Below are 17,286 nucleotides of genomic sequence, written 5' to 3' on the forward strand. Positions count from 1 at the left end.
TTAATCAAAAAAAGGGTATGAATTGTTTTTAACCCATGTTAAGCTCGTCGCGTACTGGGATTTAATACAACTATAAATTGTTTTAACGCCTATTTTACAAATGGATGTAACCGGGATTTTGTTAATAGTTATACAGAATGATTACAAGCTTAGAAATAATAAATATTTTTAAACCTTGTTTGGTCTGCTGTTTGCAACACCGGGTGGTCCTTCTTTTAAATACAATGAGGATTAACTTATGACAGCTCGTGAACAAGGCGTAGTTAAATGGTTCAACGACACTAAAGGCTTCGGCTTTATTCAACGCAATGGCGGTGACGATGTATTCGTTCACTTCCGTGCTATCCAAGGCGACGGCCACCGTTCACTTCGTGACGGCCAACGCGTTGAATTCAGCGTTGTAAAAGGTCAAAAAGGCTTCCAAGCTGAAGAAGTACAACCTTTAGACTAATCGTCTGATAGTACTTAAAAACGCCCCAATGTAAATTGGGGCGTTTTTTGTTTATAATACGATTCGATTTTCGTGATTTTCCGTCAGAGCGCACATATATGTCATCAGGTTTTGAAACCTTAAATTTACATCCTCAACTGAAACAAGCCATTGATGCTTTAGGTTTTAAGGATATGACGCCTATTCAGCAAAAGGTTTTAAAATTCACTTTGGCAGGACATGATGCAATTGGTCGTGCACAAACAGGAACAGGGAAGACGGCTGCATTTTTAGTGAGCGTAATTAACGATTTGCTAAATAACCCGATTCAAGACCAACGTTATCGTGGTGAACCACGTGCTTTAATTTTGGCACCTACGCGAGAGCTTGCACTACAAATTGAAAGCGATGCCAAAGAACTCACGAAATTCTCCGATTTAAATGTCGTGACTTTGTTGGGTGGTGTTGATTTTGATAAACAAAAAGCACAACTTGATAAAAAACCAGTCGATATTATGGTTGCAACTCCTGGTCGTCTGATTGACTTTGTTGAGCAAAAAGAAGTCTGGCTCGACCAAATTGAGTTTTTGGTTATTGATGAAGCCGATCGCTTATTGGATATGGGCTTTATTCCTTCAGTCAAACGTATTGTCCGTTTCTCACCGCGCAAGGAACAACGTCAGACTTTGATGTTCTCTGCAACGTTTAGTTACGATGTTTTAAACCTTGCACAGCAATGGTTATTTGAACCTGTAACCGTTGAAATTGAGCCAGAAAAGAAAACCAATGCCGATGTTGAGCAACGTGTGTACATGGTCGCAAAATCTGATAAATATAAATTGCTACAAGACATTCTACGCGATGAGCCAATTGAAAAAGTTATGATTTTCGCCAATCGTCGTGATCAAGTGCGTAAGCTGTATGACAACTTAAAGCGTGATGGCTATAAAGTAGTGATGTTGTCTGGTGAAATTGCACAAGACAAACGTTTGAAAATGTTAGATCAATTTAAAAATGGTCAACATAATATTATGATTGCAACTGATGTTGCGGGTCGTGGTATCCATGTAGATGGTGTATCGCATGTGGTGAATTTCACTTTACCTGAACAGTCGGATGACTATGTACACCGTATTGGTCGTACAGGTCGCGCAGGTACGCGTGGTGTGAGTATCAGTTTCTTATCTGAAGATGATGCGTTCTATCTACCAGAAATTGAAAAAGCCATTGGGCAAAAACTTCCCTTGACACGTTTAGACGGCTATTGCTAATCGTTTGAAGTGATTGGTGTAAAAAAAACCGCTCAGATGAGCGGTTTTTTTTATGGCATCTTTATTTTGCTTTACAAGAAAAAGTCAGGACTGTTTGATAGTCACTGTCTTGGTTAATGCCTGAATTTGTACCCGAAATAGAGCCTAGTACAGATGCGGCTGCTTGAATCATTTTTCCAGTTTCGTCACTCACTACGCCTTTTAAAGCACCTTGATATTCAGTTTTTTCATCACTCACAATCGCCGTTGCTTTAGAACCGCAAGTTTTTGCTGCTGCTTCAATCGCGTTGTTTTTTGCAACCAATGCAGTTTTACCAATACCTGTAACTTCGTATTGATTATCTGCTTTTTGTATAGCGAGAGAGTTACTTGGCGTTGATGCACAAGCACTCAGAAGAAGTATCACAGCAGCTGTTCCAGCCATAACGATATTTTTTTTCATTTTCGTAGCCCAGTTGTGTTTAATAAATGAATGGTTGTATTTGAACATAGCTTTTAGAGTCTAAGGTGAAAGAAATGTACGAAAAATATGGTCTTTTCGATACATTTCTATAAGATTTTTGGATTTTAAAAATAAGTTTTGCTGAAAATGGGTATTTCATAACGAAGCGCTAGAGCAAACTTTTCAGAGTATGCTAATCTAAAACGTATTTTTTAATTTGAAAGATTAAGCACCCAATGACGGAACTCGAAGTAGATATCGTTCATCAAAATATGCATCAACGTCAATCGCTTGGACATTTAGTCGAACCTGCACCGAATGCGGAACAATTAGAACGGGCCTTTCAAGCTGCCTTGACTGCACCTGACCACCATCGTTTAAAACCGACTCGTTTTATTGTAATCGCTGAAGATCAGCGTGAGGCATTTGGTGAGCTTTTGTCACAAGCCTTGGCAGATTTAGGTGAAACGGAAGTGGCACAGTTGGATCGGGTCAAAAATCATCCTTTTCGTGCACCTTTATTGGTATTGGCTTTAACCAAGTTTCAACAACACCCGAAAGTCCCTTATTTTGAGCAGACTTTAAGTAGTGGTGCTGCGATTCAAAACTTTATTTTGTCATTACAGGCGCAAGGCTTTTCAAGTATGTGGCGTAGTGGAGCAGTGGTGGAATCGGAATATTTAAAAAAGGCTTTAGGCCTCACCGCAGATGATTTGATTTCAGGTATTTTATACATTGGTACAGCATTTAAAGCGATTCCTCCACGTGCTGAGATTCAAACCCAAGATTACGTAAGTTATTGGAATCAATAGTTCCGTTTTAGGATATAAAAATAATGTCAGAGTTAAAGTTTTCAGATTTGGTTGAACCTGTAGCAGTGAATCAAAAAACAGCACTACGTATTACGGTTTTGGGCGGTGGTAGTTTTGGTACTGCTATGGCAAATACGGCTGTTCGTAATGGTTGCGATACCATGATTTGGATTCGTGATGAAGCCGTTGCGGCGGATATCAATGCGACGCATGTGAATAAGCGCTATTTGCCTGATTTTAAATTGGAAGATGGTTTGCGTGCAGTTTCAAATATAGAAGAGGCGGTTCGTGATCGCGACATTATTTTAGTGGCGATTCCAAGTCATTCTTTTCGTGATGTCCTCAAACAAATCAAACCGTTTATTACTTCGCAAGCGGTGGTGTCTTTAACCAAAGGTATCGAAGCGAATACCTTTAGTTTTATGAGTGATATTATTCGTTCTGAGTTACCTGAAGTGCCTTATGGGGTATTGTCTGGTCCAAATTTGGCCAAGGAAATTGTCGCGGGGCAACCAGCCGGAACAGTGATTGCAAGCGAGTCCGAGCTAGTGCGATATGCAGTGCAACAAGCGTTACATAGTGCTTTATTTCGTGTTTTTGCTAGTGATGATGTGCATGGGGTCGAACTGGGCGGTGCGCTTAAAAATATTTATGCTGTTGCAATGGGTATGGCGGCAGCCTATAAAGTCGGTGAAAATACCAAGAGTATGATTTTGACACGTGCTTTAGCTGAAATGAGCCGTTTTGCTGTCAAGTTAGGGGCAAACCCACTCACTTTCTTGGGCCTGTCTGGTGTGGGGGATTTATTTGCAACCTGCAGCAGTCCACTCAGTCGCAATTATCAAGTAGGGTTTGCATTGGGGCAGGGCAAGAGTTTGGAACAGGCAACCACTGAACTCGGACAAACGGCAGAAGGGATTAATACCATTGTGCAAGTGAAAGCGCGTTCCGAAGAGTTGGATGTGTATATGCCGATTACTAGCGCGTTATACAGTGTGATATTTGAAAATGCACCGCCAATGACAATTGCGCTTTCATTGATGAAAAATGGACATCGAAGTGATGTGGAATTCGTTTTACCACATCATGAAGTTTAAAATGATAGAAAAAGGCTGATAAAATGGACTGTTGAATGTCCAAAGTGACAGTATTGTCATAAAAATTAATTAAAATAATCAGGATTTGAATAAGGATTTTTTATGCAACTGACTTTAGTTCGTCATGGTGAAGCTGCACCACCGATGATGGGGAATGATAGCAAGCGACCATTGACAGAAAGAGGGCATGCACAAGCTGAACAGACTGGTGACTTTTTAAAGTCACGTATTCAACCAGATGTATTTGTCGTGAGCCCTTTGTTACGAGCACAGGAAACCTTGGCGCACATTAAACAGCATTTTGCTGATGTGCCTGTCGTGGTGTGTAATACTATTAAACCCGATGACGATGCTAAGGCTGCGGTTGAGTGGTTGTCACATTTACCCTATGAGTCTATTGTTGTGGTATGTCATATGAATGTGGTGGCACATATAGCATCTATTTTGGTAACAGAATCATTTAACCCTTATGCTTTGGCAGAAGTTCGTATTTATGAGCAAGCAGTCATTGCAGAGGGCTTGTCGACACAAACAAAAGCATTTATACCTAGTATATAAAAAATAATTCAAACGGCAGAATATAATACATGTTGCAAATTTGGATGCCCGAAGCCGATGGAACATGGCACTGGTCTACAGGGGAAAGATGGCAAACTGCTTATACACTTGAGCAATTGATCCAAGATATACAAGCTCATCATGGTGAGGAAGCAACCGTTTTCTTTCCAAGTCGAGATGTGCAAATGATTCAGCAAAACATACCTAAGGCTCAATACAAACAATTGGGTGCTGAAGGGGTGAGATATTTGCTCGAAGAATATGTGCTGAGCTCAATTGACCAGATGAAGGTTCTACACCACTTTCAAGCGCCTGAGCAGTTAACGGTGTTAGGTATTGCAAATCATCGCTTAGAAACATTGCAACATGCACTTAGCTTAATTCCTGTGAAATTGGTGAGTCTATTACCAGACTTTTTGATTCTGCCAGAACCGACAGCAGAACAGGTTATACTGGGCTGTATTGAAGAACGCTTGTTATTTCGTTCTAATACATGGTTGGGTGGCTCGATTGATGATCTTTCGGTGTTCTTAGATTATCAAGCGCCTGAGCAAAAATATAAAATTTGTAATTTTACTGCTTCACACATGCACAGTCTAAGTGCCCGTGTGACACAGGAGCAGCTAGAGTCTTTTCACTATGAGTGGGTTGCCTTGCCAAGAGCAAAGCAACATCCGTGGAATGTGTTACCTAAAGTTAAAGAGCAGAGCAGCTCAGGAGGTTACTGGAAAGCCTGTGCTGCGGTCTTGGTTGCATTGATTGTGACGCAACTCGCTTATGATACAACTCGTTGGTATCAAAACAAAAAAATAGCAGACCAAGTTGCGGTTCAAGCTGTCGATCAATTTAAATATTGGTTTGGTGCGAATTATCCTGTGACCGAGCAAACGTTACGAAGTCAGTTTGAATACCAGCTAAAAATGAATAAACAAGCTGATGCACAAGCTTTATCTTTGCTTAGTCGAGTTGGTCCTGTATTGATGCAACAGCAAATTGTGGCCAATCAGGTGGTATATGAAGCGAATACTTTGAATATGCAATTGAAGGCAAATTCGGCAGACGCTTTGCAAGCACTTACTCAGCAACTGAACCAACAAGGTTTTCAGGTTGAATTAGGCAATATCCAGCCGACTACGGGTGGGGCCATTGGAATGGTGAAAATACAATAATGAAAGCCATGCAAAATTTACAAACAGTTTTCGATCAGCGTTTAGAGGTAATCGGTGTTTATTTTGACCGTCTTACACCGCGCGACCGTATATTGGCTATCTTCTTGGTCGTTTTCGTCTTGGTGAGCTCGATAGGGGCTACACTTTGGTATACCCATGCTGCGGCAGAGAAACAGCAAAAACGCGTGAATCAGCTCAAGGAAACCATGACATGGATGCAGAGCAATGCAGTCACGATGAAGTCAAGTTCTGATGGGCAATTAACACCGATGGAGCAAATCCAGCGTATCGCCCAGCAGCAAGGCTTATCGGTTACTTCACAGCAAAATGCTGAACAAATTCAGTTGGTCGTGAGCCATCAGAACTATGTGATTTTGGCCAATTTTCTGACGCAGTTAATACAAAATGGTTTAAGTATTGAAAAGATGGAATTGGTCTCAGATGCAGGGCAGATTAAATTATCGGCGAGCGTGAAATAATCGCTAAAAATAAAGCCAGACGAGGCATGGTGTTTTAGCTAGGCTATGCCTATAATATGGCGACTTAAAAAGCAGTAGACTTTTGCAGATATGTTGTATTCTCTTGCCCGCCCTTTGTTGTTTACTTTAGCACCAGAGCGTGCACATGAGCTAACATTATCGCTATTGAAATTGACACATAAAGTTGGCTTAATGCGTCAAAATATAGCGGCTAAACCGGTGACATGTATGGGCATCGAATTCCCTAATCCTGTGGGTTTAGCTGCTGGCCTAGATAAAAATGGTGCTTATATTGACGCACTGGCAGGTTTGGGTTTTGGTTTTATTGAGATTGGTACCATTACCCCACGTCCTCAGGCAGGGAATCCTTTGCCACGTTTGTTCCGTGTTCCGCAAGCCAAAGCTATTATTAACCGTATGGGTTTTAACAATGATGGCGTGGACCAACTGATTGAAAATGTCAAAGTAGCAAAATTTAAAGGTGTTCTGGGCATTAATATTGGTAAAAATGCCGATACTCCAGTTGAAAAAGCAGTAGATGACTATTTGATTTGTTTAGAAAAAGTCTATAACTATGCCTCTTATATTACGGTTAACATTTCCTCTCCAAACACTAAAAACCTACGTAGTCTACAAAGTGGCGATGCGCTGACAGAACTATTAGAAACGTTGAAGAAACGTCAACTGGAACTCGCAGAAGAGCAACAACATTATGTGCCTTTGGTGCTTAAAGTTGCTCCAGATTTGGAAGCGGAAGATATTCAGTTTATTGCGAAACAATTGCTTCAGTTTAAAATTGATGGCCTGATCGTGACCAATACGACTTTATCACGCGAGGGTGTGGAAAACTTACCGTTTGGTGATGAAGCAGGTGGTTTGTCTGGTGCACCTGTATTTGAAAAAAGTACAGCGTGTTTAAAAGCGTTTGCTGATGCTTTGAAGGGTCAAATTCCGTTGATTGGTGTGGGTGGAATTTTATCGGGTGAGCAGGCCGTTGCAAAACAAAATGCAGGTGCAAGCCTTGTACAAGTTTATAGTGGCCTCATCTATACAGGGCCAACTTTAATTCAAGACTGCGTCGCCGCACTGAAAACAACATGAATGCCATTGATATCTTCATATTGATTATATTGCTCATTGGAGGGCTTAACGGTTTGCGTCAAGGATTTGTCAAAGCCTTTGCGAACTTGATAGGATGGATTCTAGCACTGATTTTAGGTGCGAAATTTGCAACTGTCCTAGCACCTTCGATGGTCTCACTCAGTGAAGATCCAGTGGTTCAAAAAATTGCAGCTTTTGCATTTATTGTATTGGTTATTGTGGTTTTGACGTGGTTCGTCACGGCATTACTCAACAACATCTTAAAGAGCTTAAAACTCGGACCTTTGAATCGTTTAGCCGGTGGTGCGTTTGGTTCTTTAAAAGGGTTGTTAATTGTTCTGATTACGATGCAAGGTGTGGGATCTTGGGTAGAAACGTCTCCATATTGGAAACAATCCAAGTTTGTACAAACACTTTTGCCTTACGCGCCTTTTGCGATGCAGCTTTCAAAAGAAGCGGCCAATGAGGCTATGTCACATATCAAGTCTGAAGATGCACATGTATCTTCAGATTCTTCACCTAAAATTTCCTCGAAAAATGCTGAGGGGCAGGGTGAGTCAACAAATAATCCTTTTTATTAATCCTAGCTTGTCTGCGAGGTTGCTATGTGTGGAGTAGTTGGTATAGCTGGTAAATCAGCTGTTAACCAAATGTTGTTTGATGCATTAACGATGTTACAACATCGTGGGCAAGATGCAGCTGGGATAGTAACCTGCCACGAAGGTCGTTTATTTTTACGTAAAGACAATGGCATGGTTCGCGATGTGTTCCATACTCGCCATATGCGTGCATTACAAGGTAATTACGGTATTGGCCATGTACGTTATCCTACGGCGGGTTCATCGAGTAGCGCTGAAGCGCAGCCCTTCTATGTGAACTCGCCTTATGGGATCACGTTAGCGCATAATGGTAACTTAACCAATGCTGAAGAAATTCATGATGATCTGTTCAAAACAGACTTACGTCATATGAATACAGATTCAGACTCGGAAGTGCTGTTAAACGTGTTTGCACACGAGCTACAAAAACGCGGTAAATTGATGCCTACGGCGGACGATATTTTCCACGTAGTCAGCAAAGTACATCAGCGTTGTAAAGGTGGTTATGCTGTAGTTGCAATGCTTACAGGCCATGGTTTAGTGGGTTTTCGTGATCCAAATGGTATTCGTCCACTCATTTATGGCTCGCGGGAAACTGATGCTGGGATGGAATACATCATTGCATCTGAATCAGTTGCTATTACGGCGCTTGGCTTTAAGGTTGAGCGTGATATTGCCCCAGGTGAAGCGATCTTTATCGACTCGAAAGGTCAGATGTTTACTAAGCAATGTGCTGAAGCGCCTGAATATCGTCCATGTATTTTTGAATACGTGTACTTTGCGCGTCCAGATGCAATCATTGATGGTATTTCAGTCTACAAAGCACGTTTAAAAATGGGCGAAAAACTTGCTCAGAAAATCCTGACGGAGTGGAGTGAAGAGCATGACATTGATGTGGTGATTCCAATTCCTGATACTTCACGTACTTCAGCGCTTGAACTTGCAAATATGTTAGGCGTGAAGTTCCGCGAAGGCTTTATGAAGAACCGTTATATTGGCCGTACCTTCATTATGCCAGGTCAGCAACTACGTAAAAAATCAGTGCGTCAAAAGCTCAACCCTGTTGAACTAGAGTTCCAAGGTAAAAATGTACTGTTGGTAGATGACTCAATTGTACGTGGTACCACGTGTAACGAAATTATCCAAATGGCACGTGATGCGGGTGCGAAAAAAGTTTTCTTTGCTTCTGCTGCACCAATGGTGAAATATCCAAACGTCTACGGTATTGATATGCCTGCGAAAGATGAGCTCATTGCATCAGATCGCAGTGTGGAAGAAATTCGTGAAATTATTGGTGCTGATCGTTTGATTTTCCAAGATTTGGAAGACTTAAAAGCGGCTGTGCGTACCAGTAAAGTACCTGATTTGAAAGAGTTTGATTGCTCTGTATTTGATGGTAAATATGTTGCAGGCGGTATTGATGAAGCATATTTAAATGAATTACAAGCGAAACGCCGAGAAACATCGAAGAAAAAAGACAGTTATATTGACGTCAATATTGATGCAGCTTCTGTTGATTTGACGGGTGTAAAAGAAGTCTAAGCAATTTAGCGTGGAGAAAAGCGGGAGTTTCCCGCTTTTTTCATTTATGATGGATTTGATTAGGCAATGTAAGAAAAGGGATTTACATTGAAAGGTGTAAGTTATTCAATCATAAAGAATAAAAATATGTTGTGGTCTGCGAGTATTTGTATGCTTGCAGTGCTCTTGTCATTGTTTATTTTAAATACGGTGGTTGGTCTTCTCGTTTTTTACTTTGACCCGAGCCAAAGTATTTTTTGGCACAGCTTGAGTGTTTACTTAATTGGTGTATTGCTCCTCATAATGGGCTATTCAGTTGTTTATGAATTGTATGTGTTTCGCTCAGGGGGACATAGCTTAGCAAAGCAACTGCGTGCACGACGTTTAAGTTTGATTGAAAGCACACCTGAAGAAAGTATTGCGCTGAAAATTACTGAAAAATTAGCAGATACTTTTTTAATAGAAACCCCTGCGATCTATGTTTTGCCTGATGAAGTAGGGGTCAATGCATTGACTGCGGGTTTTGAGCCGAAAAATATTGCAATTATTATAACATGGGGTGCCTTACAAAACCTCGATGAGCTTGAGCTAACTGGTCTGCTAAATCATGAATTTAACCAAATTCTATCAGGTGAAACAGCAGAAAATACACGTCTGAAAATTCTATATAGTGCTTTAACCACCTTTAGTCAGTGGGGCAGTAAAATTGCTAAATTGGGCTTTTCAACTCATCATAAAAAGTCACAAGGTTTTGAGACGACATTTGTTGCAACAGGTGGCGTAATTTGGTTGGTGGGCAGTTTAGGTGTATTGGTCACACGTTGTATCAAGTTTTTGACCTTGGGCGGGCGAACTCTAAAAAATGACATGAAAACGCGCCGCTTGATGCAAAACGATGCCAATATTCAAACACTAATGCGGATTTATGTGCATCATGCAGGCTCGCAAATTCATAGTGAATATTCGGAGTCGATTGCACATATGTGTTTTGCTAACTCTTTAAGCGCTCAGAGCTGGATGAATATTCATCCAAGTATTGAAGAGCGTATTTATGAAATGAATCCGAATTTGGTACAAGATATACAACTCGAAAATTTAGAGAAATTACGTAATCGTCCTTTGTTTGGTTTGTTTCGGTCCTTAGAGGAGCAATATACTGACTTTCAAGCACCGTGGACGTCTCCGCAACCTTTACCTTTGCTACGACTATCCCCTATTAGTTTTGCGATTAAAGATGCGATTAAACCATTGAACCCTGAAGTACGTGCACATATTGAACGTCCAGAGTTGATTCAGCGTGCGTTACAGACTGCAACAGGTTCGCGAGAATTAATGGTCGCGATTCTCATGATTCGCCAGTTTCGTGAATTTATCCCTGCTGAAGCGGAAGTCAGTCGTGCCATTGTTGACTCACTATTAAATCTTGATGGACGTGTGCACATTTCTATTTTCCATGAGGCCTGTCTAAATATTGGGGGGATGCCTGCCACGATTGCACGTCAGTTTTTACTGAAACTGGCGAGAATTATTCAGGAGGATGGGGAAATCGGTCTTTTGGATGCTTTGTTGCTAGAACGGGTTAAATTTGAATTGAATCTATTGCCTGTGCATACACCTGCGGCTCTAGATGAAGTTAAACCGCAGATTGTGCGCTTGATTGATGCGCTGTTGCATGTACAGCAAATCAATAGTGAAACGCAATTGGAAGTACGTGAGAAAATTTTACGTCGGGTTCTGACCCTTCAAGAGTTGGAGCAATATGCAGAAATTTCAGATGAGCCGATTGATTTGGCAGAAATTTTAAATGATATGGCTGGGCTTCTACTCCGAGATCGTTTAAGCATTTTGGGGGTGGCTGAAATTTGTTTGTGGAATGACCGCATCATTACTCAAGATGAGCAAGATGTTTTGGAGTTGCTCTATTGGCGTCTTGGTTTTGATAGTGAAGAGATCGTTGAGCAAATGCAGAAGAAAAACCGCTTGATGATTGTTTAGTAGATTGGAGACTTATGGGGGCAGTATTTGCCTATTGAGTATGCAATACCGTGTGAAAAGCAAAGCATCTCTGGGCATTTGTCGTTAGAATAAGCATTGATCGGTAGGTGAAGTAAAAAGATGATCGGGCATCAGCGTGAGGTTTTGGCAGGTTTAGGAATTGATTTATGGGTTCCGCGATCACTGCCGTCTCAACAAAATGTTGCACCTTCGATTTGGAGAGATCAAAACAGTGCGGAACGTATTTCTGAAATTATTGTGCCTCAGGTTCAACCCAATGCAGAAATAACCATTGAACGTCCGCTGATTCAAAAAAAGAATCCGCATCCAACGCCATCTGCTGAAATTGTAACACAGCCGATCCAACAAGAAGTTGTTACAGCGATCAAAGAAGAGATTGTCCGAGAGACAATGCATGTTGATGCTTTTCAGTTACAGGCGATTACCTTGGCGCATTGTGCTTTGGTCATAGATGCTTCTTCATTGAGTGCCGAGCAGCAACAACTTTGGCAAAATATCGTACAAGCTTTACCTGCGCAAAAGTATGCGTTGAATTGGCCATTCCCTTTGCTTAATTTACAAGATGGGCGTGGCGTGCAAAGTTATATCCAAGGTTTCTTTGATGGCTTAAGTCAGGGTAAGACAGTCATTGCACTGGGTGCCATACCAAATGCTAATGGTGTAAAATTCACACAAGTAGCAAGTTTGCAAGAAATGCTGGATCAGTCTTTGTTGAAAAAAGCGCTGTGGCAAATGATGCGAGTAAAACAACCCAATACGGAATAGATATGAAGCAAAAAGTCGTTGTTTTTAGTCAAATTGATACAGAAGTATTGGAGCGCCTAAAGCAGCGTTATCACGTGGTGGTCATCAACCCGAAAGAGGGTGATGTTAATATGCAAATCCGTGAGCAAGTTGCGGATGCGGATGGCATGATTGGCGCAGGGCGCGTACTCAATCAAAATAACCTAGAAACTGCGAAACAGCTCAAAATTATATCTAGTGTCAGTGTTGGTTATGATAACTATGACTTGAGCTATCTTAATCAAGCAAAAGTTTGGCTGAGCCATACGCCACATGTGTTAACCAATGCGACAGCAGATTTGGCTTTTACTCTATTGATGAGTGCAGCACGTCAAGTGCCCTATTTAGATCAGTGGACCAAAACTGGACAATGGCTAAGAACCGTAGGTCAAGCACAGTTTGGTCAAGAAATTTTTGGACAAAACTTGGGAATTATTGGCTTGGGGAATATTGGTGCTGCGATAGCACGTCGAGGTTTTCATGGTTTTAACATGAATATTTTATATCATGGTCGTCATGAAAAATTAGAATTAGCCCAAGCCTTAAATGCGCGTTTCTGTGGGTTGGATGAGCTGCTGGTGCAGTCTGACTTTGTGGTGGTAGCCGTTGATTTGAATGCACATACCAAGCATTTGATTGATGCTAAAGCCTTTGAGAAAATGAAACCGCATGCGGTTTTTGTCAATGTTTCTCGCGGTGCAGTGGTGGATGAGCAAGCACTGATTCAAGCATTAGAACAAAAGCAAATTTTTGCAGCAGGTCTGGATGTCTATGATAAAGAGCCTTTGCAAGATTCTGGTCTGTTTCAATTACCGAATGTCGTCACTTTGCCACATATTGGCTCTGCAACAGAAGTAACTCGTAAAAAGATGGCAGAATTGGCGTATCAAAACTTAGTAAAAGCTTTGGATGGAGATCAGCCACAATATCTGGTGAACCCTGAATTTAAATAAAAAATTGATAACACTTCATTGCATTTTCATTCAATTATCAATGTTATAGTGATTTTATTCCTTTAAATAAAGTTGGGGTGAGGGTTGAAACGTTTTCTGTGTGCATACAGTTTAAGTCTAATTTCGACTGTTGGTTTTGCAGAAAATCAATTCTCAACAACTGCGCCCCAATTCAATGTACCTGAAATTGGTTCGGGTATAGGTTTTATTGACCAATATAACGAGCGTTATATTGGAGAGAAAGTCTATCGTGAAGTGCACCGTCAGCTTCCAGTTATGCAAAACACTTGGTTGGAAGATCAATTGTTGAAGGCTTTTTCCAATATTTTGAGTCAAACTCAACTCGGACAGCCGATCGGTCTGGTTGTGATAGATGATCCACAAATTAATGCTTTTGCAGTCCCAGGTGGTTTGTTTGCATTAAATGCAGGCTTGATCACCAATGCCAATAATATGGACGAAGTGGTAGGTGTTATGGCGCATGAGATTGCGCACGTCACACAGCGCCACTACAGTCGTTCACAGGAAGCATTTAAGGGGCAGGGCTTACTTGCTTTGGCTGGTATTTTGGTGGGTGCTTTGGTTGCTTCAAAAGCAGATGGGGATGTGGGTTCTGCCGTGATGGTGGGTACACAGGCTGCGATGATGGACAAGCAGTTGTCCTATAGCCGGAACCAAGAGCGTGAAGCTGACCGTATAGGTATGCAATATATGTATGGTGCGGGTTATAACCCGCAGAGTATGGCTGACTTTTTTGAAGTGATGCATCGTGCGACTAGTCGAGTGAGCTTTTTGCCTGACTTTTGGCTCACACATCCACTGACAACGGAACGAATGAGTGAAGCGAGGCTCAGAGCAAATCAGCTGCCTAAAGTGAAGTCTTCTTGGCGTGATGAAGACTTTGAAATCCTAAAGTTATACACCTTGGTCGCTTCCAATCAAGCCACAGAGCAGCAATTACAGACGTTGGTAAACCAGAACAGTTATGCAGCAGAGCTAGCTTTGGCTAGTTTTTATGTGAAACAGGGTGATTATAAGCTTGCTCAACAAGTATTAGATCAAGCAAAGTCGCATCAAAGATTACATAATTTGCAAACCTTGATTCAGACCGATATTTTACTTGGGCAAAATCGGGTGAATGAGGCTTTAGCAGTGATCCAATCACCTGCGAGTATCATGCCTGAAAATCGTGCTTTAAATTATAAGTTAGCAGAAGTGTATATTCAGCAAAAACGACCTGAACTGGCACAACCTGTGTTAAACCGGTTCCTAAATACCAATCCTAGAGATGTAAGTGCATGGCGCTTGATGCAACAAGCAGCGAGCTTAGATAAGCAATCTCCAATGCATACTGTTAATGTTTTGCGGTACCGGGCTGAGGTACAATTTTGGTCGGGTTTTGAGGAAGAGGGGATTAAGTCACTATTGCATGCGCAGCGTTTAGCGAAAGATAATGAGTCGATGTCTGCAACGATTAAAATGCGTTTAACGCAAATGCAGAAAGATCGACAATTTAGAGCTTAATCCAAACTGAGCTGAAAAGTAGTGTGTTGAACGGGGGGAATTAGAGATTAATAATGGTTTGAAAAATAAAAAAGAGAGAAGATTTGAGAGAATTATTTTTATGACAAGTAAACTTTGAACTGCCTTTTTAAGGGTCAGTTCAACGTAATGGATTTAAAGATTTTTAAATTAAGCCAGTTTTGCTTTAATTTTAGCTGAAACTTGAGAAGGATCGGCGCGCCCGGCTATGAGCGGACGCAGAGAATTCATCACCTTACCCATATCTTTCATGCTAGTAGCTTCTTGCGCTGCAATCGTTTGCGCAATCATGGAATCAAGTTCTTCCTCAGTCATAGCTTCTGGTAGAAATTGAGATAAAACCTCAAGTTCGGCTTGTTCCTTACTAGCTAAATCTTCTCGACCAGCACCTTCAAAGGCTTTGATCGATTCTTTACGTTGTTTAATTTGTTTTTCAATGACCGCAAGAACTTGAGCGTCGTCAAGTTCTTTGCGCTCATCGACTTCGATTTGCTTAATTGCTGCCTGTAGACCACGAATTACCGTTAACTTATCCATTTCTTTAGCACGCATAGTGGCTTTCAAAACTTCAGTTATTTGGCTTTTTAAAGTAGTCATTATTTAGTCCAGACAGTCAATCACAAATTAATCTTAGTAAAGGCGAGTAGTACGTACTGATTCACGCGCCAATTTCTTTTGGTAGCGTTTAACAGCAGCAGCTTTTTTGCGCTTACGTTCTTGAGTTGGTTTCTCGTAGAATTCGCGCTTACGAACGTCAGCCAAAACACCCGCTTTTTCGCATGAACGCTTGAAACGACGGATAGCTACGTCTACTGGTTCGCCTTCTTTCAATTTAACTTGTGGCATGAAGAATCCTCATTAAGTTATGGATAAGATCAGGGCGATATTGCCCATGATCACAAGTGAAGGTCAGTATTTTACTCATTTACATCTCATACCACAAGTCTATAATGGTTCACGCAATAGATTTGATACAGGTTATAGGCAGTTTAATGATCGTTTTAGGCTTAGAAACATCTTGTGATGAAACAGGACTTGCCCTTTATGACAGCGAGTTGGGTTTGCGTGGGCAAGTGCTGTACAGCCAAATTAAACTGCATGCAGAGTATGGTGGTGTAGTGCCTGAGTTGGCTTCACGCGATCATGTACGTAAACTTATTCCCCTCATAAATCAGTTGCTTGAGGAAAGTGGGGTGCATAAATCTGAAATAGATGCTGTAGCCTATACACGTGGTCCAGGGCTGATGGGCGCACTCATGACAGGTGCATTATTTGGTCGGACTTTGGCTTTTGCCTTAAATAAACCTGCAATTGGCGTACACCATATGGAAGGACATATGTTGGCTCCGCTTTTATCAGCGACACCACCTGAATTTCCTTTTGTGGCACTTTTGGTTTCAGGTGGGCATTCTCAGCTCATGGCCGCTTATGGTATTGGTCAATACGAGCTTTTAGGCGAATCTATTGATGATGCCGCTGGTGAAGCTTTTGATAAAGTGGCGAAAATGATGGGTTTACCTTATCCAGGTGGCCCGAATATTTCAAAACTGGCTGAGCAAGGCGACCCAAATGCTTTTGCTTTCCCGCGTCCAATGTTGCATCAGGGGTTAGAGTTTTCATTTAGTGGTTTAAAAACAGCCGTATCTGTGCAAATGAAAAAATTAGGTGACGAAAACCGAGATGCGGATATTGCGGCGAGTTTCCAAGAAGCCATCGTGGATACTTTAGTGAAAAAATCAGTCAAAGCACTGAAACAAACGGGTTTAAAGCGTTTAGTAATTGCTGGTGGTGTTAGTGCCAATAAACGCTTACGGGAACGTTTGGAGGCAGATTTAACCAAGGTTCGCGCTCAAGTCTATTATGCGGAGCCTGCACTGTGTACAGATAATGGGGCCATGATTGCTTTTGCGGGTTATCAGCGCTTAAAAGCAGGGCAGCAAGATGGACTTGCAGTAACCACTACGCCGCGTTGGCCGATGACGGAACTCACCAACCCAAGTGAAGTTTAAAGATTTCATTGAAACACTTAAAAGCCCAATTTGTTTTATTGGGCTTTTTTATTTGTTTCAATAAAGTGGATCTAACCGAATGAGGTATATAAATAGGTTGTGTGAACTTTGGCTCATGTTGGGCTTGGCTGAAATAAAAGGGTTGGTCTTGTTTGGAATATGTATCTTGCCTTGACTTATGCGCTTGGATTTGACTCGTGCTAATGATATTTGCGTATAGAGCACATGATTATTGATTTTAAGGAAGAATATTGAAGTCACGTGGTTTCTAAAGTGATTTGTAAATCTATTTTTCAAAGGTCTTGGCTGGTATTAAATAAATAATTTACAACAATTTAATTTGAATTTACTGTTTGATGAAATTGGTCTGGGATTATCCAAATTGACTGGAAAAATTACAAGAGAGAACATGAATGTTCTTTCTGAAGGGAGTTTTATTGATTAGTTTATATAAAAGACAGATATAGTTATTTTAAATAAACAGGTCATCATTTTTATAACTTT

18 protein-coding genes are annotated in these 17,286 nt (G+C 41.1%); 15 read left to right on the plus strand and 3 right to left on the minus strand.

Annotation, left to right across the window (positions count from 1 at the left end; all coding sequences use genetic code 11):
* Positions 1-238 precede the first annotated feature (238 nt).
* Together GBI16_RS11995 and rhlB are read left to right on the plus strand one after the other, a co-directional pair.
* Entirely contained in the window at positions 239-451 is a 213-nt protein-coding gene (locus GBI16_RS11995) for a cold-shock protein (RefSeq protein ID WP_004648643.1), read from the plus strand.
* 98 nt (positions 452-549) lie between these two features.
* On the plus strand, positions 550-1,701 hold the full coding sequence (gene rhlB, locus GBI16_RS12000; protein WP_151707150.1) for an ATP-dependent RNA helicase RhlB: 1,152 nt from the start codon (positions 550-552) through the stop codon (positions 1,699-1,701).
* A 61-nt stretch (positions 1,702-1,762) separates the two neighbouring features.
* Here rhlB and GBI16_RS12005 read toward each other — a convergent pair whose 3' ends face one another.
* Positions 1,763-2,143, minus strand: a complete 381-nt coding sequence (locus tag GBI16_RS12005; protein ID WP_151707151.1) for a hypothetical protein — start codon at positions 2,141-2,143, stop codon at positions 1,763-1,765.
* Between the two features lie 236 nt (positions 2,144-2,379).
* On the opposite strand from GBI16_RS12005, the gene GBI16_RS12010 reads away from it, so the two are divergent.
* The 12 genes from GBI16_RS12010 (at position 2,380) to GBI16_RS12065 (ending at position 14,755) form a co-directional block, all read left to right on the plus strand.
* Positions 2,380-2,955: a nitroreductase family protein gene (locus GBI16_RS12010; RefSeq protein ID WP_086208397.1), complete on the plus strand. Its 576-nt coding sequence runs from the start codon at positions 2,380-2,382 to the stop codon at positions 2,953-2,955.
* A 23-nt stretch (positions 2,956-2,978) separates the two neighbouring features.
* Positions 2,979-4,052 carry an NAD(P)H-dependent glycerol-3-phosphate dehydrogenase gene (locus tag GBI16_RS12015; RefSeq protein ID WP_086208396.1) on the plus strand — a complete coding sequence of 358 codons (1,074 nt, stop codon included), beginning with the start codon at positions 2,979-2,981 and terminating at the stop codon, positions 4,050-4,052.
* A 102-nt stretch (positions 4,053-4,154) separates the two neighbouring features.
* Positions 4,155-4,610: a phosphohistidine phosphatase SixA gene (gene sixA / locus GBI16_RS12020; protein WP_119063505.1), complete on the plus strand. Its 456-nt coding sequence runs from the start codon at positions 4,155-4,157 to the stop codon at positions 4,608-4,610.
* Positions 4,611-4,639: 29 nt separating this feature from the next.
* On the plus strand, positions 4,640-5,779 hold the full coding sequence (gene gspL / locus GBI16_RS12025) for a type II secretion system protein GspL (RefSeq protein ID WP_086208394.1): 1,140 nt from the start codon (positions 4,640-4,642) through the stop codon (positions 5,777-5,779).
* A complete protein-coding gene (gspM, locus tag GBI16_RS12030) occupies positions 5,779-6,258 on the plus strand; it encodes a type II secretion system protein GspM (RefSeq protein WP_086208393.1) in 480 nt (159 codons plus the stop codon). The genes gspL and gspM overlap by 1 nt, the downstream gene beginning before the upstream one ends.
* A 90-nt stretch (positions 6,259-6,348) precedes the next feature.
* On the plus strand, positions 6,349-7,359 hold the full coding sequence (locus GBI16_RS12035) for a quinone-dependent dihydroorotate dehydrogenase (RefSeq protein ID WP_151707152.1): 1,011 nt from the start codon (positions 6,349-6,351) through the stop codon (positions 7,357-7,359).
* Entirely contained in the window at positions 7,356-7,940 is a 585-nt protein-coding gene (locus GBI16_RS12040) for a CvpA family protein (protein WP_086208391.1), read from the plus strand. Before GBI16_RS12035 ends, GBI16_RS12040 begins: the two co-directional genes overlap by 4 nt.
* A gap of 24 nt (positions 7,941-7,964) precedes the next feature.
* Positions 7,965-9,500, plus strand: a complete 1,536-nt coding sequence (gene purF / locus GBI16_RS12045) for an amidophosphoribosyltransferase (protein ID WP_086208390.1) — start codon at positions 7,965-7,967, stop codon at positions 9,498-9,500.
* An 87-nt stretch (positions 9,501-9,587) separates the two neighbouring features.
* A complete protein-coding gene (locus GBI16_RS12050) occupies positions 9,588-11,474 on the plus strand; it encodes a M48 family metalloprotease (protein ID WP_213033317.1) in 1,887 nt (628 codons plus the stop codon).
* Between the two features lie 120 nt (positions 11,475-11,594).
* Positions 11,595-12,260 carry a hypothetical protein gene (locus GBI16_RS12055; protein WP_151707153.1) on the plus strand — a complete coding sequence of 222 codons (666 nt, stop codon included), beginning with the start codon at positions 11,595-11,597 and terminating at the stop codon, positions 12,258-12,260.
* Positions 12,261-12,262: 2 nt separating this feature from the next.
* Entirely contained in the window at positions 12,263-13,231 is a 969-nt protein-coding gene (locus tag GBI16_RS12060; RefSeq protein ID WP_110975288.1) for a D-glycerate dehydrogenase, read from the plus strand.
* Between the two features lie 84 nt (positions 13,232-13,315).
* Positions 13,316-14,755: a M48 family metalloprotease gene (locus GBI16_RS12065; protein ID WP_151707154.1), complete on the plus strand. Its 1,440-nt coding sequence runs from the start codon at positions 13,316-13,318 to the stop codon at positions 14,753-14,755.
* A 168-nt stretch (positions 14,756-14,923) separates the two neighbouring features.
* Here the strand turns inward: GBI16_RS12065 and GBI16_RS12070 are convergent, their stop codons facing one another.
* Together GBI16_RS12070 and rpsU are read right to left on the minus strand one after the other, a co-directional pair.
* The gene (locus GBI16_RS12070; RefSeq protein WP_004982206.1) at positions 14,924-15,370 is read right to left on the minus strand and encodes a GatB/YqeY domain-containing protein; all 447 of its coding nucleotides are present in this window, start codon (positions 15,368-15,370) and stop codon (positions 14,924-14,926) included.
* Positions 15,371-15,403: 33 nt separating this feature from the next.
* Positions 15,404-15,619 (minus strand): 30S ribosomal protein S21, encoded by a 216-nt coding sequence (gene rpsU, locus GBI16_RS12075; protein WP_001136722.1) that lies wholly within the window; start codon positions 15,617-15,619, stop codon positions 15,404-15,406.
* Positions 15,620-15,765: 146 nt separating this feature from the next.
* On the opposite strand from rpsU, the gene tsaD reads away from it, so the two are divergent.
* Entirely contained in the window at positions 15,766-16,782 is a 1,017-nt protein-coding gene (gene tsaD / locus GBI16_RS12080; RefSeq protein ID WP_110975289.1) for a tRNA (adenosine(37)-N6)-threonylcarbamoyltransferase complex transferase subunit TsaD, read from the plus strand.
* Positions 16,783-17,286: the final 504 nt, after the last annotated feature.

It is taken from the genome of Acinetobacter sp. TUM15064 (assembly GCF_008980265.1).
Classification (GTDB): domain Bacteria; phylum Pseudomonadota; class Gammaproteobacteria; order Pseudomonadales; family Moraxellaceae; genus Acinetobacter.